Source organism: Klebsiella sp. 141240, assembly GCF_050600805.1.
Taxonomy (GTDB): domain Bacteria; phylum Pseudomonadota; class Gammaproteobacteria; order Enterobacterales; family Enterobacteriaceae; genus Klebsiella; species Klebsiella aerogenes.
The window spans coordinates 58,590-77,007 of sequence record NZ_JAQIRK010000008.1; the positions used below are offsets into that span (position 1 = coordinate 58,590).

General features: G+C 57.3%; 13 protein-coding genes. 9 read left to right on the forward strand and 4 right to left on the reverse strand.

The features are described from left to right. The first annotated feature begins 18 nt into the window (after positions 1-18). From greB to feoC, 5 genes are all read left to right on the forward strand, one after another. Positions 19-492 (forward strand): transcription elongation factor GreB, encoded by a 474-nt coding sequence (gene greB, locus PGQ95_RS15595; protein ID WP_113373948.1) that lies wholly within the window; start codon positions 19-21, stop codon positions 490-492. A 100-nt stretch (positions 493-592) separates the two neighbouring features. Further along, positions 593-2,923 (forward strand): Tex family protein, encoded by a 2,331-nt coding sequence (locus PGQ95_RS15600; protein ID WP_047065870.1) that lies wholly within the window; start codon positions 593-595, stop codon positions 2,921-2,923. Positions 2,924-3,311: 388 nt separating this feature from the next. Next, on the forward strand, positions 3,312-3,539 hold the full coding sequence (gene feoA, locus PGQ95_RS15605; protein WP_087859061.1) for a ferrous iron transporter A: 228 nt from the start codon (positions 3,312-3,314) through the stop codon (positions 3,537-3,539). A gap of 30 nt (positions 3,540-3,569) precedes the next feature. Then, positions 3,570-5,888: a Fe(2+) transporter permease subunit FeoB gene (feoB, locus tag PGQ95_RS15610; protein ID WP_087859060.1), complete on the forward strand. Its 2,319-nt coding sequence runs from the start codon at positions 3,570-3,572 to the stop codon at positions 5,886-5,888. 12 nt (positions 5,889-5,900) lie between these two features. After that, positions 5,901-6,137 carry a [Fe-S]-dependent transcriptional repressor FeoC gene (gene feoC / locus PGQ95_RS15615; RefSeq protein ID WP_049060791.1) on the forward strand — a complete coding sequence of 79 codons (237 nt, stop codon included), beginning with the start codon at positions 5,901-5,903 and terminating at the stop codon, positions 6,135-6,137. A gap of 99 nt (positions 6,138-6,236) precedes the next feature. Here feoC and PGQ95_RS15620 read toward each other — a convergent pair whose 3' ends face one another. Continuing rightward, positions 6,237-6,506: a YdgH/BhsA/McbA-like domain containing protein gene (locus tag PGQ95_RS15620; RefSeq protein ID WP_015369359.1), complete on the reverse strand. Its 270-nt coding sequence runs from the start codon at positions 6,504-6,506 to the stop codon at positions 6,237-6,239. A 112-nt stretch (positions 6,507-6,618) separates the two neighbouring features. Then, positions 6,619-7,401, reverse strand: coding sequence for a pimeloyl-ACP methyl ester esterase BioH (gene bioH, locus PGQ95_RS15625; protein ID WP_348876554.1), 783 nt, complete (start codon positions 7,399-7,401; stop codon positions 6,619-6,621). Between the two features lie 37 nt (positions 7,402-7,438). Between bioH and gntX the strand changes: the two genes are divergently transcribed. The 3 genes from gntX to gntT all read left to right on the forward strand — a co-directional run bounded on the left by gntX (position 7,439) and on the right by gntT (position 10,407). Further along, complete coding sequence (gntX, locus tag PGQ95_RS15630) at positions 7,439-8,113, forward strand: DNA utilization protein GntX (protein ID WP_430918641.1); 675 nt, start codon at positions 7,439-7,441, stop codon at positions 8,111-8,113. A 58-nt stretch (positions 8,114-8,171) separates the two neighbouring features. Beyond that, positions 8,172-8,747 carry a Fe-S biogenesis protein NfuA gene (nfuA, locus tag PGQ95_RS15635; RefSeq protein WP_430918643.1) on the forward strand — a complete coding sequence of 192 codons (576 nt, stop codon included), beginning with the start codon at positions 8,172-8,174 and terminating at the stop codon, positions 8,745-8,747. A 343-nt stretch (positions 8,748-9,090) separates the two neighbouring features. After that, complete coding sequence (gntT, locus tag PGQ95_RS15640; protein ID WP_015369355.1) at positions 9,091-10,407, forward strand: gluconate transporter; 1,317 nt, start codon at positions 9,091-9,093, stop codon at positions 10,405-10,407. 202 nt (positions 10,408-10,609) lie between these two features. On the opposite strand, the gene malQ is transcribed toward gntT, so the two are convergent. Both malQ and malP read right to left on the reverse strand, forming a co-directional pair. Beyond that, entirely contained in the window at positions 10,610-12,685 is a 2,076-nt protein-coding gene (gene malQ, locus PGQ95_RS15645) for a 4-alpha-glucanotransferase (protein ID WP_430918645.1), read from the reverse strand. A gap of 10 nt (positions 12,686-12,695) precedes the next feature. Continuing rightward, the gene (malP, locus tag PGQ95_RS15650) at positions 12,696-15,086 is read right to left on the reverse strand and encodes a maltodextrin phosphorylase (protein ID WP_430918647.1); all 2,391 of its coding nucleotides are present in this window, start codon (positions 15,084-15,086) and stop codon (positions 12,696-12,698) included. Positions 15,087-15,707: 621 nt separating this feature from the next. Between malP and malT the strand changes: the two genes are divergently transcribed. Further along, positions 15,708-18,413: an HTH-type transcriptional regulator MalT gene (gene malT / locus PGQ95_RS15655; RefSeq protein WP_045394833.1), complete on the forward strand. Its 2,706-nt coding sequence runs from the start codon at positions 15,708-15,710 to the stop codon at positions 18,411-18,413. The last annotated feature ends 5 nt before the right edge of the window (positions 18,414-18,418 follow it).

The window sequence follows — 18,418 nt, forward strand, 5'->3', positions numbered from 1 at the left end:
ATTTTGGATGAACCACAGATGAAAACGCCGCTGATCACCCGTGAAGGGTATGAAAAACTGAAGCAAGAGATGGATTACTTGTGGCGTACAGAGCGCCCGGAAGTCACCAAGAAAGTGACCTGGGCGGCGAGTCTTGGCGACCGCAGCGAAAACGCCGATTATCAGTACAATAAAAAGCGCCTGCGCGAAATTGACCGCCGGGTGCGTTATCTCACCAAGTGTCTGGAAAATCTCAAAATCGTCGATTATTCCCCGCAGCAGGAAGGCAAAGTGTTCTTCGGCGCGTGGGTGGAAATCGAGAACGACAATGGCGATACCAAGCGCTTTCGCATTGTCGGCTACGATGAAATCTTCGGCCGCAAAGACTATATCTCTATCGATTCGCCAATGGCGCGCGCCTTACTAAAGAAAGAGGTGGGCGACCTGGCTATCGTTAACACTCCGGCAGGCGAAGCCAGCTGGTACGTCAATGAAATTGAATACGTGAAATAGCGCCGGAACATTCCGAGAGAACCCGGTCGCGGCTGGCATTTTAGCCTGTCACCCCGTATAACTATCCCCAGATTTTTGACCCTAATGATGAATAAAACCGATGATGAATGATTCGCTCTGCCGCATTATTGCGGGTGAACTTCAGGCCAGAGCCGAACAGGTAGAAGCTGCCGTTCGCCTGCTTGATGAAGGGAACACCGTGCCGTTTATTGCACGTTATCGTAAGGAAGTCACCGGCGGTCTGGATGACACGCAGCTGCGTAATCTGGAAACTCGCCTCGGGTATCTGCGCGAACTGGAAGACCGCCGCCAGGCGATCCTCAAATCGATCGGCGAACAGGGCAAGCTCAACGAAGCGCTGGAAAAAGCCATCAACGCCACCCTCAGCAAAACCGAGCTCGAAGACCTCTACCTGCCGTACAAACCCAAACGCCGCACCCGTGGGCAAATCGCTATTGAAGCCGGTCTCGAACCGCTGGCCGATCTGCTGTGGAATGAGCCTTCCCACGATCCGGAAACCGAAGCGGCAAACTATATCGATGCCGATAAAGGCGTGGCGGATAGTAAAGCCGCTCTCGACGGCGCGCGCTATATTCTGATGGAGCGTTTCGCGGAAGACGCCGCCCTGCTGGCGAAGGTGCGTGATTATCTGTGGAAAAACGCCCACCTGGTGGCCAGCGTCGTCAGCGGCAAGGAAGAAGAAGGCGCTAAATTCCGCGATTACTTCGACCACCATGAACCGATCGCTTCCGTGCCGTCGCACCGCGCGCTAGCGATGTTCCGCGGGCGCAATGAGGGCGTGCTGCAGCTGTCGCTCAACGCCGACCCGCAGTTTGACGAGCCGCCGAAAGAGAGCCACTGCGAGCAGATCATTATCGATCATCTCGGCCTGCGCCTGAATAATGCCCCGGCGGACAGCTGGCGCAAAGGCGTCGTCAGTTGGACCTGGCGCATCAAGGTGCTGATGCACCTCGAAACCGAATTAATGGGCACCGTGCGCGAACGCGCGGAAGACGAAGCGATTAACGTATTCGCCCGTAACCTCCATGACCTGCTGATGGCCGCGCCTGCCGGCCTGCGCGCCACCATGGGGCTCGATCCGGGCCTGCGTACCGGCGTAAAAGTGGCGGTAGTCGACGGCACCGGCAAACTGGTGGCCACCGATACCATCTACCCGCACACCGGCCAGGCGGCTAAAGCCGCCGTCGTCGTGGCGGCGCTGTGCGAGAAACATAACGTTGAGCTGGTGGCTATCGGCAACGGTACCGCTTCCCGCGAGACCGAGCGTTTCTTCCTCGACGTGCAAAAACAGTTCCCGAAAGTAACCGCCCAGAAAGTGATCGTCAGCGAAGCCGGCGCATCGGTCTACTCGGCTTCCGAACTGGCGGCGCAAGAGTTCCCGGACCTCGATGTTTCCCTACGCGGCGCGGTCTCTATCGCCCGCCGTCTGCAGGATCCGCTGGCCGAGCTGGTGAAAATCGATCCGAAATCAATCGGCGTCGGTCAGTATCAGCATGACGTTAGTCAGACGCAGCTGGCGCGTAAGCTGGATGCGGTGGTGGAAGACTGCGTTAACGCCGTCGGCGTTGACCTTAACACCGCCTCGGTGGCGCTGTTAACCCGCGTTGCCGGCCTGACCCGCATGATGGCGCAGAATATCGTCGCCTGGCGCGACGAGAACGGCCAGTTCCATAACCGCCAGCAGTTGCTGAAAGTAAGCCGTCTGGGGCCGAAAGCCTTTGAGCAGTGCGCAGGCTTCCTGCGTATTAACCACGGCGATAACCCGCTGGACGCCTCAACCGTTCACCCGGAAGCCTACCCGGTGGTCGAGCGTATTCTGGCCGCAACCCAGCAGGCGCTGAAAGATCTGATGGGCAACAGCAGCGAGCTGCGCAACCTGAAAGCCTCTGATTTTACCGATGATAAGTTCGGCGTGCCGACGGTATCCGATATCATCAAAGAGCTGGAAAAACCGGGCCGCGATCCGCGCCCTGAGTTTAAAACCGCCCAGTTCGCCGACGGCGTTGAGACGATGAACGACCTGCTGCCGGGGATGATTCTGGAAGGCGCGGTCACCAACGTTACCAACTTTGGCGCCTTCGTCGATATCGGCGTGCACCAGGATGGCCTGGTCCATATCTCTTCGCTGTCGAATAAGTTCGTTGAAGACCCGCATACCGTGGTCAAAGCGGGCGATATCGTCAAAGTGAAGGTGATGGAAGTGGACCTGCCGCGTAAACGCATCGCGTTAACGATGCGCCTGGATGAACAACCGGGCGACAGCAACGCGCGCCGCGGCGGCGGCAACGATCGCCCGCAGGGTAACCGCCCGGCGGCAAAAGCGGCGAAGCCGCGCGGTCGCGATGCTCAGCCAGCCGGCAACAGCGCGATGATGGATGCGCTGGCCGCCGCGATGGGAAAAAAACGTTAATCCTTCCCTGCCCCTCTCTACGAGGGGCAATTTTCCGCTTTTTAATGCCTGAGCCTCGATTAATATATTCCAGTAACCTTTCAATAAGTTCGAAATTTATAAAGTTTCATTCTGTTAACTAATGAAACCTTTATTAAACATTAAGTGAAGAAATTAATTTTTCCCTTATTTTTGGCTACAGCGACGTTCTTGCGTCATATCAAAAAATAAGCAAATTCCCAGGAAAACCGCATTTATTATCCTTGTCATGTATTGATGATACAAACCATTCTCATTATCATCGTTATCAGTTAAATTTTATTCTTCTTCGTTGGCTATAGCCCCCAGCGCCGCTTTAACCGCCGCGTATGGAAATTCTCTTTTCGGTTAGCGATAACAAGTAGGCCCTATGCAATTCACTCCTGATAGTGTGTGGAAAATCACCGGTTTTTCCCGCGATATTAGCCCGGCTTATCGGCAGAAACTGCTCTCCCTGGGAATGTTGCCCGGCTCTTCGTTTCATGTCGTACGCGTGGCGCCGCTGGGCGATCCTATTCATATTGAGACCCGGCGCGTGAGCCTGGTATTACGTAAAAAAGACCTCGCGTTAATTGAACTGGAAGCGGTTGCGCAATAACACCTGACCCAGCACTAAGAGTCTGAAAAAATGAAAAAATTAACCGTTGGTTTAATTGGTAATCCTAATTCCGGCAAAACAACGTTATTTAATCAACTAACCGGCGCGCGCCAACGGGTGGGTAACTGGGCGGGGGTCACCGTTGAGCGTAAAGAAGGCGCCTTCACCACCACCGACCACCAGGTCACCTTGGTCGACCTGCCGGGCACCTATTCGTTGACCACCATCTCCTCGCAGACGTCGCTCGACGAACAGATTGCCTGTCACTATATTCTCAGCGGCGATGCCGACCTGCTGATTAACGTCATCGACGCCTCGAACCTGGAACGTAACCTCTATCTGACTCTGCAACTGCTGGAGTTGGGTATTCCCTGCGTCGTCGCGCTAAACATGCTCGATATTGCCGAAAAGCAGCAAATCCGCATCGACGTCGACGCGTTAGCGGCCCGTCTCGGTTGCCCGGTGATACCGCTGGTCTCCACCCGCGGCCGCGGTATCGAAGCGCTAAAAATGGCGCTTGACCGCCATGAGAAAAATCAGCCGCTGGAACTGGTGCACTATCCACAATCTCTGCAGCGCGAAGCCGATATGCTGGCGCAGGCGATGCCTGCTGATATGCCGCTGCGTCAGCGCCGCTGGCTGGGGCTGCAGATGCTGGAAGGCGATATTTATAGCCGCGCTTTCGCCGGCAACGCCGCCGACAAACTCGATCTGGCGCTGGCTAACCTGAGCGGCGAGATGGACGATCCGGCGCTGTATATCGCCGATGCCCGCTATCAAAGTATCGCCGCGGTATGCGATGCCGTCAGTAACACCCTGACCGCCGAGCCGAGCCGCTTCACCACGGCGATGGATAAAATTATCCTTAACCGCTTCCTCGGCTTACCGATCTTCCTGTTCGTGATGTACCTGATGTTCCTGCTGGCTATCAACATCGGCGGCGCCCTGCAGCCGATTTTCGACGCCGGTTCGGTGGCTATCTTCATTCACGGCATCCAGTGGCTGGGCTACACCCTGCACTTCCCGGACTGGCTGACCGTATTCCTCGCGCAAGGGCTGGGCGGCGGTATCAATACCGTGCTGCCGCTGGTGCCGCAAATCGGCATGATGTACCTGTTCCTCTCTTTCCTTGAGGACTCCGGGTATATGGCGCGCGCGGCCTTCGTGATGGACCGCCTGATGCAGGCGTTAGGCCTGCCGGGGAAATCCTTCGTGCCGCTGATCGTCGGTTTCGGCTGTAACGTGCCTTCGGTAATGGGCGCCCGTACGCTGGATGCGCCGCGTGAACGGCTAATGACCATCATGATGGCGCCATTTATGTCCTGCGGCGCGCGACTGGCGATTTTCGCGGTCTTCGCCGCTGCCTTCTTCGGGCAGAACGGCGCGCTGGCGGTCTTCTCACTGTACGTGCTGGGCATCGTGATGGCGATCCTCACCGGCCTGATGCTCAAATACACCATTATGCGCGGCGAAGCCTCGCCGTTTGTGATGGAGCTGCCGGTGTATCACGTACCGCACATCAAGAGCCTGGTTATCCAGACCTGGCAGCGCCTGAAAGGCTTCGTCCTGCGCGCCGGTAAGGTGATTGTCATCGTCAGTATTTTCCTCAGCGCGCTGAACAGCTTCTCGCTCAGCGGCAAAGTGGTCGATAACATCAACGACTCGGCGCTGGCTTCGGTCAGCCGGGTGATTACCCCGGTGTTTAAGCCCATTGGCGTGCACGAAGATAACTGGCAGGCAACCGTCGGCCTGTTTACCGGCGCGATGGCGAAAGAAGTGGTGGTCGGTACGTTGAACACCCTCTACACCGCGGAAGATATCCAGAATGAAGAGTTTAACCCACAGGAGTTTAGCCTTGGCGACGAGCTGTTAGCCGCCGTCGATGAAACCTGGCAGGGGCTGAAAGACACCTTTAGCCTGAGCGTGCTGGCGAACCCGATTGAAGCAAGCAAAGGCGATGGCGAAATGGAAACCGGCGCCATGGGCGTGATGGGCAGCAAATTCGGCAGCGCCGCCGCCGCGTACAGCTACCTGATTTTCGTCCTGCTCTATATTCCATGCATTTCCGTGATGGGGGCAATTGCCCGTGAATCCAGCCGCGGTTGGATGATGTTCTCGGTACTGTGGGGGCTTAATATCGCCTACTCGCTATCGACGCTGTACTACCAGACCGTGAGTTTTAGCCAGCACCCGCGCTACAGCCTGGTGTGTATTCTGGCGGTGATTCTGTTTAACGTCGTGGTCTTTGGCCTGCTGCGTCGGGCGCGGAGCCGGGTGGATGTTTCCCTGCTGGCGACGCGTAAAACCCCGACGTCCTGCTGCCAGAGTCCGGCCGGCGACTGCCATTAAGGAGCAATCATCATGGCATCGTTAATCGAAGTACGCGATATGCTGGCCCTGCAGGGGCGCATGGAGGCCGCACAGCTGAGCGCCCGCCTGCATACGCCGCGGCCGCTGATCGACGCCATGTTAAGCCGCCTGGAAGCGATGGGGAAAGCGGTCAAGATGACCGAAGATGCCGATGGCTGCCTTTCCGGCAGCTGTAAAAGCTGCCCGGAGGGTAAAACCTGCCTGCGGGAGTGGTGGTCTTTGCGCTGAATAGACATCCCGGATGGCGGCGCGTAGCGCCTTGTCCGGGCTATCTGCGGTGCGATTTGCTAGCCCTGCCAGGCACAGCGCTGGCAGGGAAAATCAGGCTTACTTATACACGTCGGCGTTCGCGTGAACCGTCTTCTCGTTCTTCTCGCCGGCAATGACCACGAAGTACTTACCGCCCAACTCATCCGCCTTCTTCGACAGATCGCGCTTCGCGTCCATCGGCGACGTGGTACGGGAAGTCGTGATGCTGCCGACCTTGGTCAGATTCATCTTCGCGACTTCATCTTTCTGGATCTCTTTCGCCGCGAACGCGCCAAAAGAGAGGGAGCCAATCACCAGAGATGCAACAATACCTGTAACAAGTTTCATAGCCTTTACTCTCCATAAGGTTGTTATTGTTAGTTTGCGGCGGCAAAAACGAAATAATCAACCACCGCAACAACCTAAGTATTGCCCGATCCTGATGATTTACCACGCGGCGCTAAAAATAATTATTCAGCCGCTTTTTCAACGCGATCAGAGGCTCACAAAATGGCTGGGGATGTGAAATAAACGGCGCATGGGCCGCCTTTTCGAAGACGATAGACTCACTTTGCGGCCACAGCTCATCCAATAGCGGAACGATTTTACGCGGCACCAGCCCATCCAGGCGGCCATAGAGACGCAAAAACGGCATGGTCAGCGCGGCGAGCGGTTGACGCAAATCGGCGGTTTTGAGGATTTCCAGCCCGCCGTTGAGAACCTCGGCAGGCGGCATCGGCAGCGACAGAACGGTGCTTTTCAGCGCCCGGGCGTCCTGGCGCGCGCTTTCGGTACCCATGGTTTGCAGGGCGAGAAAACGCTCGACGGTACGCTGGAAATCTTCACTAAGCTGTTGCTGGAAGCCGCTCAGCACTTCCGGTTTAATCCCCGGCCACTGGTCGCGCGCGCCAAAACACGGCGAAGAAGCGACGGTCACCAGCGCCTGCACGCGTTGCGGGTGCTGCAGCGCCACCAGGCTCGCCACCAGCCCGCCCAGGCTCCAGCCAAGCCAGATGGCCTGCTCCGGCGCTTTTTCAACGACCTGCTGCGCCATCTCTTCAAGCGTTAAAGCGCCAAAACCACCGCTGCGGCCATAGCCCGGCAGATCCACCAGGTGCAGGGTAAAATGCGTAGCCAGTTCCGGCGTGATGCAATCCCACACGTTGGCATTCAGCCCCCATCCGTGCAGCAGCACAAGATGACAATTTCCTTCGCCCGTGGTTTGCCACCAGATGTCATTCATCAGTTACTGTTCTCTTTCCATCACTATGAGGGGAATTATGCTAACAGCACACGGCTTATGCTGGCTATGCCAAATGCCGCTGGCTATCGCTCACTGGGGGATTTGCTCGCGCTGCACCGCCTCGTTGCTCATCTCACAATCACTCTGCCCGCAGTGCGGCCTACCGGCATCGGCCTCTAACGTCCCCTGCGGACGCTGCCTGCAAAAACCGCCGCCCTGGCAGCGGCTGGTGACGGTGAATAGCTATGCCCCGCCGCTAAGCGGACTGGTACATCAGTTCAAGTTTGCCCCTCATCCGGAGTTGGGACCCGCGCTGGCGCGACTGCTTATTTTGCGCCTGCGCCTTAACCGCGGGCTGCCGCCAGTGGACCGGATTATCAGCGTGCCTCTTTGGCAACGCCGCCACTGGCGTCGGGGATTTAACCAAAGCGAGGCGCTATGTCGCCCGCTGGCGCACTGGATGGGTTGCGCCTGGCGCGGCGATGCGCTGAAGCGAATCCGGCGTACCGCAACACAGCATCAGTTAAGCGCCAGATTACGTAAGCAGAACCTGAAAAATGCTTTCCAGGTTGAATTATCCGTTCGGGGCCACCATATCGCCATTGTGGATGATGTCGTCACAACCGGAAGCACCGTCGCCGAGATTTCCCGCCTGCTTTTGCGAAACGGCGCCGCGACGGTTCAGGTATGGTGTGTATGCCGTACCTTGTAGACCCCCGCTGATGGGCGTATTATAACCCAGTAAAATAGTCAACTATTAGGCCAACGCTATGATCCGTATTTCCGATGCTGCACAAGCGCACTTTGCCAAACTGCTGGCAAATCAGGAAGAAGGGACGCAAATTCGCGTATTTGTGATTAATCCCGGCACCCCAAACGCTGAGTGCGGCGTATCCTACTGCCCACCGGATGCGGTGGAAGACACCGACACGGAGCTGAAATTTGAACAGCTGACCGCGTATGTTGATGAACTCAGCGCGCCTTATCTGGAAGATGCTGAAATCGACTTCGTCACTGACCAACTCGGTTCCCAGCTGACGCTGAAAGCGCCGAACGCCAAAATGCGTAAGGTTTCCGACGATGCCCCGCTAATGGAGCGCGTGGAGTACCTGCTGCAGTCGCAGATCAACCCACAGCTGGCCGGTCACGGCGGTCGCGTCTCGCTGATGGAAATCACCGAAGACGGTCTGGCTATCCTGCAGTTCGGCGGTGGTTGCAACGGCTGCTCGATGGTCGACGTGACCCTGAAAGAAGGGATCGAAAAGCAGCTGCTGAACGAATTCCCGGAGCTGAAAGGCGTGCGCGACCTGACCGAACACCAGCGCGGCGAGCACTCCTACTACTAAGCTTCCGCCTTCTCGCCCGGCAACAACCGCTTGCCGGGTGACTTCTCCTTCCCGCATGTTACCGCACAACATTTCTGACTAGCCGGCACGGCAAAAACCCGGCAGAGAGTATGACTTAAGTCTCATATTTAAAATTTACCCGGTTCAGGGCATTCTCAAAGCTCACATGTTACCCGTATCATCCACGACAAGCACCACCGACAAAAAAATAGCCAGCTATCCTTTCTCTGGGTCAGGAATATGCCAGCTTTACGGTGCAAGACATCCTTGTTCCTCTGCGGAACGGATACTGTAGATGTTCAGACTTTAACGTTACCCATAACAAGTTAAGGCCAGGTAAATCATGCCATTAGTCATCGTAGCTATCGGGGTTGCCCTGTTATTGTTGCTGATGATCCGTTTCAAAATGAACGGCTTCATCGCTCTGGTTCTGGTGGCGCTCGCCGTCGGATTAATGCAGGGTATGCCTCTGGATAAAGTCATCGTATCCATCAAAAACGGCGTCGGGGGCACGCTCGGCAGCCTCGCACTGATCATGGGCTTCGGCGCTATGCTCGGTAAAATGCTGGCGGACTGCGGCGGCGCGCAGCGTATCGCCACCACCCTGATTGATAAATTCGGTAAAAAACATATTCAATGGGCCGTTGTACTGACCGGTTTCACCGTCGGTTTCGCCCTGTTCTATGAAGTCGGTTTCGTGCTGATGCTGCCGCTGGTCTTTACCATCGCCGCTTCCGCGCGTATCCCGCTGCTGTACGTTGGCGTACCGATGGCCGCGGCGCTCTCCGTCACCCACGGTTTCCTGCCGCCGCACCCGGGCCCGACCGCTATCGCGACAATTTTCCACGCCGATATGGGCAAAACGCTGCTCTACGGTACGATTCTGGCTATCCCGACGGTTATTCTCGCCGGTCCGGTTTTCGCCCGTTTCCTGAAAGGTATTGATAAGCCGATCCCGGAAGGCCTGCACAACCCGAAAACCTTCACCGAAGAAGAGATGCCGGGCTTTGGCGTCAGCGTCTGGACCTCTCTGGTACCGGTGATCCTGATGGCGATGCGCGCCGTCGCCGAGATGGTTCTGCCGAAGGGCCACGCCTTCCTGCCCGTTGCCGAGTTCTTCGGCGACCCGGTGATGGCGACCCTGATTGCGGTGCTGATCGCGCTGTTCACTTTCGGCCTGAACCGCGGCCGTTCCATGGAGCAGATCAACGATACGCTGACCTCCTCTATTAAAATTATTGCCATGATGCTGTTGATCATCGGCGGCGGCGGCGCCTTTAAGCAGGTGCTGGTGGATAGCGGCATGGATAAGTACATCGCTTCTATCATGCACGAATCCAATATGTCACCGCTGTTTATGGCGTGGTCTATCGCCGCGGTGCTGCGTATTGCGCTGGGTTCAGCGACCGTTGCCGCTATCACCGCGGGTGGTATCGCCGCGCCGCTGATTGCCACCACCGGCGTTAGCCCGGAGCTGATGGTTATCGCCGTGGGTTCCGGTAGCGTTATCTTCTCGCACGTGAACGATCCAGGTTTCTGGCTGTTCAAAGAGTATTTCAACCTGACCATTGGCGAGACCATCAAGTCCTGGTCGGTACTGGAAACCATCATTTCCGTGTGCGGCCTGGTTGGTTGTCTGCTGCTGGGGATGGTGGTGTAACCCTCGTTCCCTGAGATAAAAAAGGCCGGGTGCGCATCATGCGCCCCGGCCTTTTTATTATTCGTTTCCCGGATAGCGGCGCAAAGCGCCTTATCCGGGCTACGGTCCTGGGGATGGTGGTGTAATCCTCGTTCCCTTTTTGTTCTTCGGCTCTCAACCGTAGCCCCGGTAAGCGCAGCGCCACCGGGGAATTCTCTCTGGATTAGCGGGCTTTGCGGCGCTTATCCAGATCTTTAATCAGCTTATTCACCTGCGCATCGGCAAACATCTGCTCGAGCGTCACGGTAAGCTTACGCCGCCAGTTGGGATACTCGGTACTGGTGCCCGGGATGTTGACCGGTGAAGCCATCTCCAGCCAGTCTTCCGGCTGCAGTCCAAGCAGGGCGCTGTTGCTGTCGGCGATGTAGCGCTGCATCCCGCGATTAAGCGTTGAGGTCATCGCCATCAGCGAGGCTTTATGCCCGGCGCGCTTCGGCAAACAGCCGTGCCGATGCAGCGCATCCAGCAACCCCTGCTTTGCTTGTTCGCGATCGGCATATAAGCCGCGCAGCACCACTTCATCCGGATACAGACCCAGCGTCTTCCCGAGCGTCAAATCGCCGCTCTCCCAATAGCCGCGCAGCGTCGGGAGATCGTGGGTCGTCGCGACCGCCATCGACTGCTGCGGATAAGCCTTCGGCGCGCGGAACGTTTTATCAGGGCCATTTTCGAAATAGAGCACTTTATACGAGTAAACGCCGCTTTTGCGCAGCTTGCCGACGATTTCAACCGGTACGGTACCGAGGTCTTCGCCAATGACCATGCAGCGGTGCCGCTGGCTCTCCAGCGCCAGGATCGCCAGCAGGTCATCCACCGGATACTGCACATAGGCGCCATGGTCGGCGGTTTCGCCATACGGTATCCACCACAAGCGCAGCACCGACATCACGTGGTCAATACGCAATGCGCCGCAGTTTTGCATATTCGCCCGTAGCAGTTCGATAAACGGCTCGTAGGCGCGGGCAGCCATCACATGCGGATCCATCGGCGGCAGGCCCCAGTTTTGTCCCAGCGGGCCGAGGATGTCCGGCGGCGCGCCGACGGAAGCCCTGAGGCAATACAGCTCGCGATCGCACCACGTCTCCGATCCGCCTTCAGCGACGCCGACCGCCAGATCGCGATACAGGCCAATCGGCATCCCGTCCTGCTGGCTGGTGTGCCAACAGGCGGCGAACTGCGTATAAGCCAGCCACTGTAGCCACAGATAGAAGCTCACCTCATCGGCATGTTCCGCACAGAAAGTTTTCACCTGCGGGCTGCTCGTACTCTGATACGCCTCCGGCCATGCCGGCCAGCCCCAGCGCATCGGATCCTGCTGACTTTGCCACGCATGCAGCGCATCAAACGCCGCCTGCCAGTAGAGGCTTTCGCCCTCGCGTAGCACGAACTGGCGGAACTCCGCCATTTGCTCATCTTCACGCGTAGAAAACTCGGCCCACGCCAGACGCAGCGCGGTCAGCTTCAGCGCTGTGACGGCGGTATAATCGACATCAGCGGTCTGCCGCGCGGCCTGCAAGGCCTGCTGGGTTTCCGCAAGCTGCCACCATGCCTGCGCGGCAGGGCTACGCTGGAAATCTTCCACCGCGTTGACGTCGATATAGATGACGTTAAGCCAGCGGCGCGATGACGGACTGTACGGGCTGGCGCTCTCCGGGTTCGCCGGATAGAGCGCGTGAATCGGGTTGAGGCCGATAAACGCGCCGCCGCGACGGGCGATTTCCGGCAGCATGGCGCGTAGATCGCCGAAGTCGCCGATGCCCCAGTTGTTCTCAGAACGCAGGGTGTAGAGCTGGACGCAGGCGCCCCATAGCTTTTTGCCCTCTTTTAGCGCCTGCGGTTCGTAGCATCGCGCCGGGGCGACGATCGCCCGGCAATGCCAGCGTTCGCCGTCCCGCGTGAGGGTTAGGGTGTGATAGCCTGTCGGCAATCTCCCCGGCAGGGTGAGCGTTTCGCCGCCGCGCGTCTCACCCTGATACTGCTTACCTTCTTCGGTCGTCAGTAGCCAGTGAAACGTCCCGCTCCCCGCGACCGGCAGCTGCATTTTTTTACCGTGGGTAAAAACCTTGACGCTGGGCAGCGGCTCTACCGCCGCTTTCGCGGCAGTAGCGGTACGATGCATAGCATCCAGCAAGCGTTGTTTAGTGGCCGCCGCGATCGACTGCGGCTGCCCGTGCGCATTGATATAGCTGGGGCTGATCCCCGCCGCCAGCGCGGCGTTATCAAGGCGTTTATTCTCCATAGGCCTGTCCTTAGCGTTTTGCCTGCCAGATACGTTGCTGATAATCACGAATAGAACGGTCGGAGCTGAACATGCCGCAGCGCGCGGTGTTGAGGATCGCCGCGCGGGTCCAGGCTTCCTGGTCGCGATACAGTTCATCCACCTGCTTCTGCGCCGCGACGTAAGCGCTAAAGTCAGCCAGCACCAGGTACGGATCGCCGCCTTGCAGCAGGCTATGCAGCATCTGATCAAAGGCGTGTTTGTCGCCGCCGCTATATTTACCGCTTTCCAGCTCTTTCAGCACCGCGTCCAGCAGCTTGTCTTTCTTACGCCATTTCAGCGGATCGTAGCCTTTCGCCTTCAACGCCTTAACTTCTTCCACGGTATGGCCGAAGATAAAGATATTGTCCTCGCCAACCTGCTCGGCGATCTCAACGTTGGCGCCATCAAGGGTGCCGACGGTCAATGCGCCATTCAGCGCCAGCTTCATGTTGCCGGTACCGGAGGCCTCTTTACCCGCCGTGGAAATCTGCTCGGAGACGTCCGCCGCCGGGATCAGCATTTCCGCCGCCGATACGCAGTAATCCGGCAGGAAGACCACTTTCAGCTTATCGCCCACCAGCGGATCGTTGTTGATCGCCTCGGCCACCTTGTTGATCGCCAGAATAATATTCTTCGCCAGGTAGTAGCCCGGCGCGGCTTTGGCGCCAAACAAGAAGACGCGCGGTACGCGGTCGGCCTGCGGGTTTTCGCGGATCTCTTTATACTGCGCCAGAATGTTCAGCAGGTTGAGGTGCTGGCGTTTGTATTCGTGCAGGCGCTTAATCTGGATATCGAAAATCGCCTGTGGGTTGATGTCGATCCCGGTACGCCGCTTCACGAACTCAGCGAGACGCACTTTATTCGCCTGCTTAATGTCGCGATAAACCTGACGGAATTTGGCATCGTCAGCGTATTTCTCCAGCTTGATCAGCTGGTCGAGATCGTTGGCCCACTCTTTCTTCAGCGTCTTATCAAGCAGGGCAGCCAGCGCCGGATTACACTGTTTAATCCAGCGACGCGGCGTAATGCCGTTGGTCACGTTATGGAATTTGTTCGGCCACAGCTGGTGATATTCCGGGAACAGATCCTTAACCACCAGATCGGAGTGCAGCGCCGCGACGCCGTTCACCGCAAAGCCGCTCACCACGCACATGTTGGCCATGCGAACCTGTTTGTCATGCACCACCGCCAGCTTCGCCCACACCTGCTTATCGCCCGGCCAGGTTTTCTCCACCAGCAGTTTAAATCTGTCGTTAATCTCTTTGATTATCTGCATGTGGCGCGGCAGCAGCGCCTTGACCAGCTTCTCATCCCAGCACTCCAGCGCTTCTGGCATCAGCGTATGGTTGGTATAAGCGAAGGTTTTGCTGGTGATGGCCCATGCATCGTCCCAGCTCATCTGGTGCTCATCAATCAGCACGCGCAGCAGCTCCGGGATGGCGATGGTCGGATGGGTGTCGTTCAACTGGATCACTTCATAATCCGCCAGCTCATGCAGCTTGCGGCCAGCCAGATGGTGGCGACGCAAAATATCCGCCACCGAGCAGGCGCACTGGAAGTACTGCTGCATCAGGCGCAGTTTTTTCCCCGCCAGGTGGTTGTCATTCGGATACAGCACCTTGGTCAATTTTTCCGCGTCGATACCTTGCTGCTCCGCGCGCAGGAAATCGCCGTCGTTGAATTTGGTCAGGTTGAACGGATGGGCATGCTTCGCCTGCCACAGGCGTAACGGCTGCGCGACGTTATTGCGATAGCCAAGCACCGGCAGATCCCAGGCTTCGCCGGTAATCACGAAAGCCGGTTGCCATTCGCCGCTTTTGCTAACTTTACCGCCGATGCCTACCTGCACATCCAGCGCTTCGTTGTGGCGGAACCACGGATAGCTGCCGCGTCCCCAGTCGTCCGGCGCTTCCATCTGCTGACCGTCGGCAAAGGACTGACGGAACAGGCCGTACTGATAGTTCAGGCCATAGCCGGTCGCCGATTGACCAACGGTGGCCATAGAATCCAGGAAGCAGGCCGCCAGACGGCCCAGGCCGCCGTTGCCCAGCGCCGGATCGGTCTCTTCTTCCAGCAGGTCGGTCAGCTGGATGTCGTACGCCTTCAGCGTCTCGCTCACCCCTTCATACCAGCCCAGGTTGAGCAGGTTATTACCGGTCAAGCGACCGATCAGGAACTCCATCGAAATGTAGTTAACGTGGCGCTGTCCTTTAACGGCTTCCGCCGCCGGTTGCGCCGCCAAAAGCTCCGCCAGCGCGCCGCTGACCGCACGCCACCACTGGCGTTGGGTCATCTCTGCGGCTGACGATAAACCGAAACGCTGCCACTGACGCGTCAGTGCAGCCTGAAACTGAGCCTGGTTAAAAGAAGTCTGTGACATAAGAAATCCTGGTCCTTTACTAAAACGTTAGCCTTAGTGTGCCGACCTCCCGAGGCCGCTGCCTCCTCCCGAGGGGGATTAGACAGGGAGGAGTAGCGGGGATGAGCGAAAATTGTGATCGCGGCCACTTTAACGTTAGCTCGTCGTCGGGAATTCGCCGCCCTATTGCGCGTGTAGAACAATAATTTCGCCAGCGCAACGAACGGCAAATTTGTTACAGCGCAATTCATAGCGCAAAGCCAAATTCGCTCGTGCCATTATCGTGAAATAAAAAATAAACTACTGACAGAATAAAAAGATGCCATGACAAAAATACGTGAAATAGATTAACCCTAAGAATCCACTGACGATAATTTAATAAAAACAATCAACTACAAAAAATGCTGGGTAAAGTAATTTCGTCCCGGACGAAACCGTCGTAAACCGAGGCATGACGCGTTCTGGTACCGGTTTAAAGCTAATTAAAAACCGAAGCGAGAAATTGTGACCGAGAGCAAATTCAAGAGCATCAATTTTGGACATAACTTGCAATAACTTTCATTATCACCGACCTTAGGAGTCATTAATTACGAAGCGCAAAAAAAATCCCCGTCCCTTTCTTGCACAGCGAAAAAGTGAACTATGTTGATTCCGTCAAAATTAAGTCGTCCATCCCGTCTTGAACACACTGTGGTTCGCGAACGGTTGCTGGCGAAACTTTCCGGCGCGAACAATTATCGTCTCGCGTTGGTGACCAGCCCGGCAGGTTACGGCAAAACCACGCTCGTTTCGCAGTGGGCTTCGGGTAAACATGACCTTGGCTGGTTTTCGCTCGATGAAGGCGATAATCAACAAGAGCGCTTCGCCAGCTATCTGATTGCGGCGATTCAACAGGCGACAGGCGGCCACTGCGCCGCCAGCGAAGCCATGGTGCAAAAGCGCCAGTACGCCAGCCTGCCGTCGCTGTTTGCGCAGCTGTTTATTGAGCTTGCCGACTGGCAGCGTCCGCTGTACCTGGTCATTGATGATTATCACCTGATTACCAATCCGGTGATCCACGATGCCATGCGCTTCTTCTTGCGCCATCAGCCAGAGACCATGACGCTGGTAGTGCTGTCGCGCAACCTGCCGCAGTTGGGGATCGCCAACCTACGGGTGCGCGAGCAGTTACTGGAAATCGGCAGCCAACAGTTGGCTTTTACTCATCAGGAGGCGAAACAGTTCTTTGACTGCCGCCTCGCCTCCCCCATTGAAGCCGATGACAGCAGTCGCCTGTGCGATGACGTCGCCGGCTGGGCCACCGCCCTGCAGCTCATCGCCCTCTCCGCCCGGCAGAAAAACACCTCAGCCCAGCACTCCGCCCGTCGTCTCGCCGGGATTAACGCCAGCCACCTTTCCGACTATCTGGTCGATGAAGTGCTGGATAACGTCGATGCCCGTACCCGCAGCTTCTTGTTAAAAAGCTCGCTGCTGCGCTCGATGAATGACGCGCTTATCGTCCGCGTCACCGGCGAAGAGAACGGCCAGATGCAGCTGGAAGAGATCGAACGTCAGGGGCTGTTCCTGCACCGGATGGATGACTCCGGCGAGTGGTTCCGCTATCACCCGCTATTCGGCAACTTCCTGCGCCAGCGCTGTCAGTGGGAAATGGCCACCGAGCTACCGGAAATTCACCGCGCCGCCGCCGAAGCGTGGATGGCGCAGGGGTTCCCCACCGAAGCCATCCATCATGCGCTTGCCGCTGGCGATGCCGCCATGCTGCGCGATATTTTGCTCAACCACGCCTGGGGCATGTTCAACCACAGCGAGCTGGGTCTGCTGGAACAATCGCTGGCGGCGCTGCCGTGGTCGAACCTGCTGGAAAACCCGCGGCTGATCCTATTACAGGCCTGGCTGATGCAGAGCCAGCATCGCTATAGCGAAGTGAATACCCTGCTGGCCCGCGCCGAGCAGGAGATGGATGTCGAAATGGATACCGCGATGCACGGCGATTTCAACGCCCTGCGCGCGCAGGTCGCTATCAACGCCGGCGATCAGGACGAAGCCGAGCGTCTGGCAATGGTGGCGCTGGATGAACTGCCGCTGGCGAGCTATTACAGCCGCATCGTCGCCACTTCCGTTCACGGCGAAGTGCTGCACTGCAAAGGCCATCTGAGCAAATCGCTGGCGGTGATGCAGCAAACAGAACAGATGGCTCGCCGTCATGACGTCTGGCACTACGCCCTGTGGAGCATGATTCAGCAGAGCGAGATTCTGTTTGCCCAGGGCTTCCTGCAGGCGGCATGGGAGATTCAGGATAAAGCTTTCCAGCTTATCCGCGATCAGCATCTTGAACAGCTGCCGATGCATGAGTTCCTGTTGCGCATCCGCGCGCAGCTGCTGTGGGCGTGGGCGCGTCTTGATGAAGCAGAAGAAAGCGCCCGCAGCGGCATCGCTGTGCTGGCAAACTACCAGCCGCAGCAGCAGTTGCAGTGCCTGGCGTTGATGGTGCAGTGCTCGCTGGCGCGCGGCGATCTCGACAACGCCCGCAGCTTATTAAACCGCCTGGAAAATCTGCTGGGCAACGGCCACTATCACAGCGATTGGGTCTCTAACGCCGACAAAGTGCGGGTGATCTACTGGCAGATGACCGGTGATAAAACCGCAGCGGCCAACTGGCTGCGCCAGACGCCGAAACCTGAATTCGCCAATAACCACTTCCTGCAAAGCCAGTGGCGCAACATTGCCCGCGCACAGATCCTGCTCGGTGATTTTGATTCCGCCGAAATGGTGCTGGAAGAGTTAAATGAAAACGCCCGCTCGCTGCGGCTGATGAGCGATATCAACCGTAACCTGCTGCTGTTGAACCAGCTGTACTGGCAGGCGGACCGCAAGGGCGAGGCGCAAAAAGTGTTAATGGAAGCCTTAACCCTGGCTAACCGCACCGGCTTTATCAACCACTTCGTGATTGAAGGCGAAGCCATGGCCCAGCAGCTGCGCCAGCTGATTCAACTGAATACGCTGCCGGAGCTGGAGCAGCACCGCGCGCAGCGCATCCTGCGCGATATTAACCAGCATCATCGACATAAATTCGCCCACTTCGACGAGAGCTTCGTCGAACGGCTGCTGAACCACCCGGAAGTGCCGGAGCTTATCCGCACCAGTCCGCTGACCCAGCGCGAATGGCAGGTGTTAGGGCTTATCTATTCCGGTTACAGCAACGAGCAGATCGCCGGCGAACTGGATGTTGCGGCCACCACGATTAAAACGCATATTCGCAATCTATATCAGAAACTGGGCGTCGCGCACCGCCAGGATGCCGTTCAGCATGCCCAGCGGTTGCTCAAAATGATGGGATACGGGGTATAACGCTG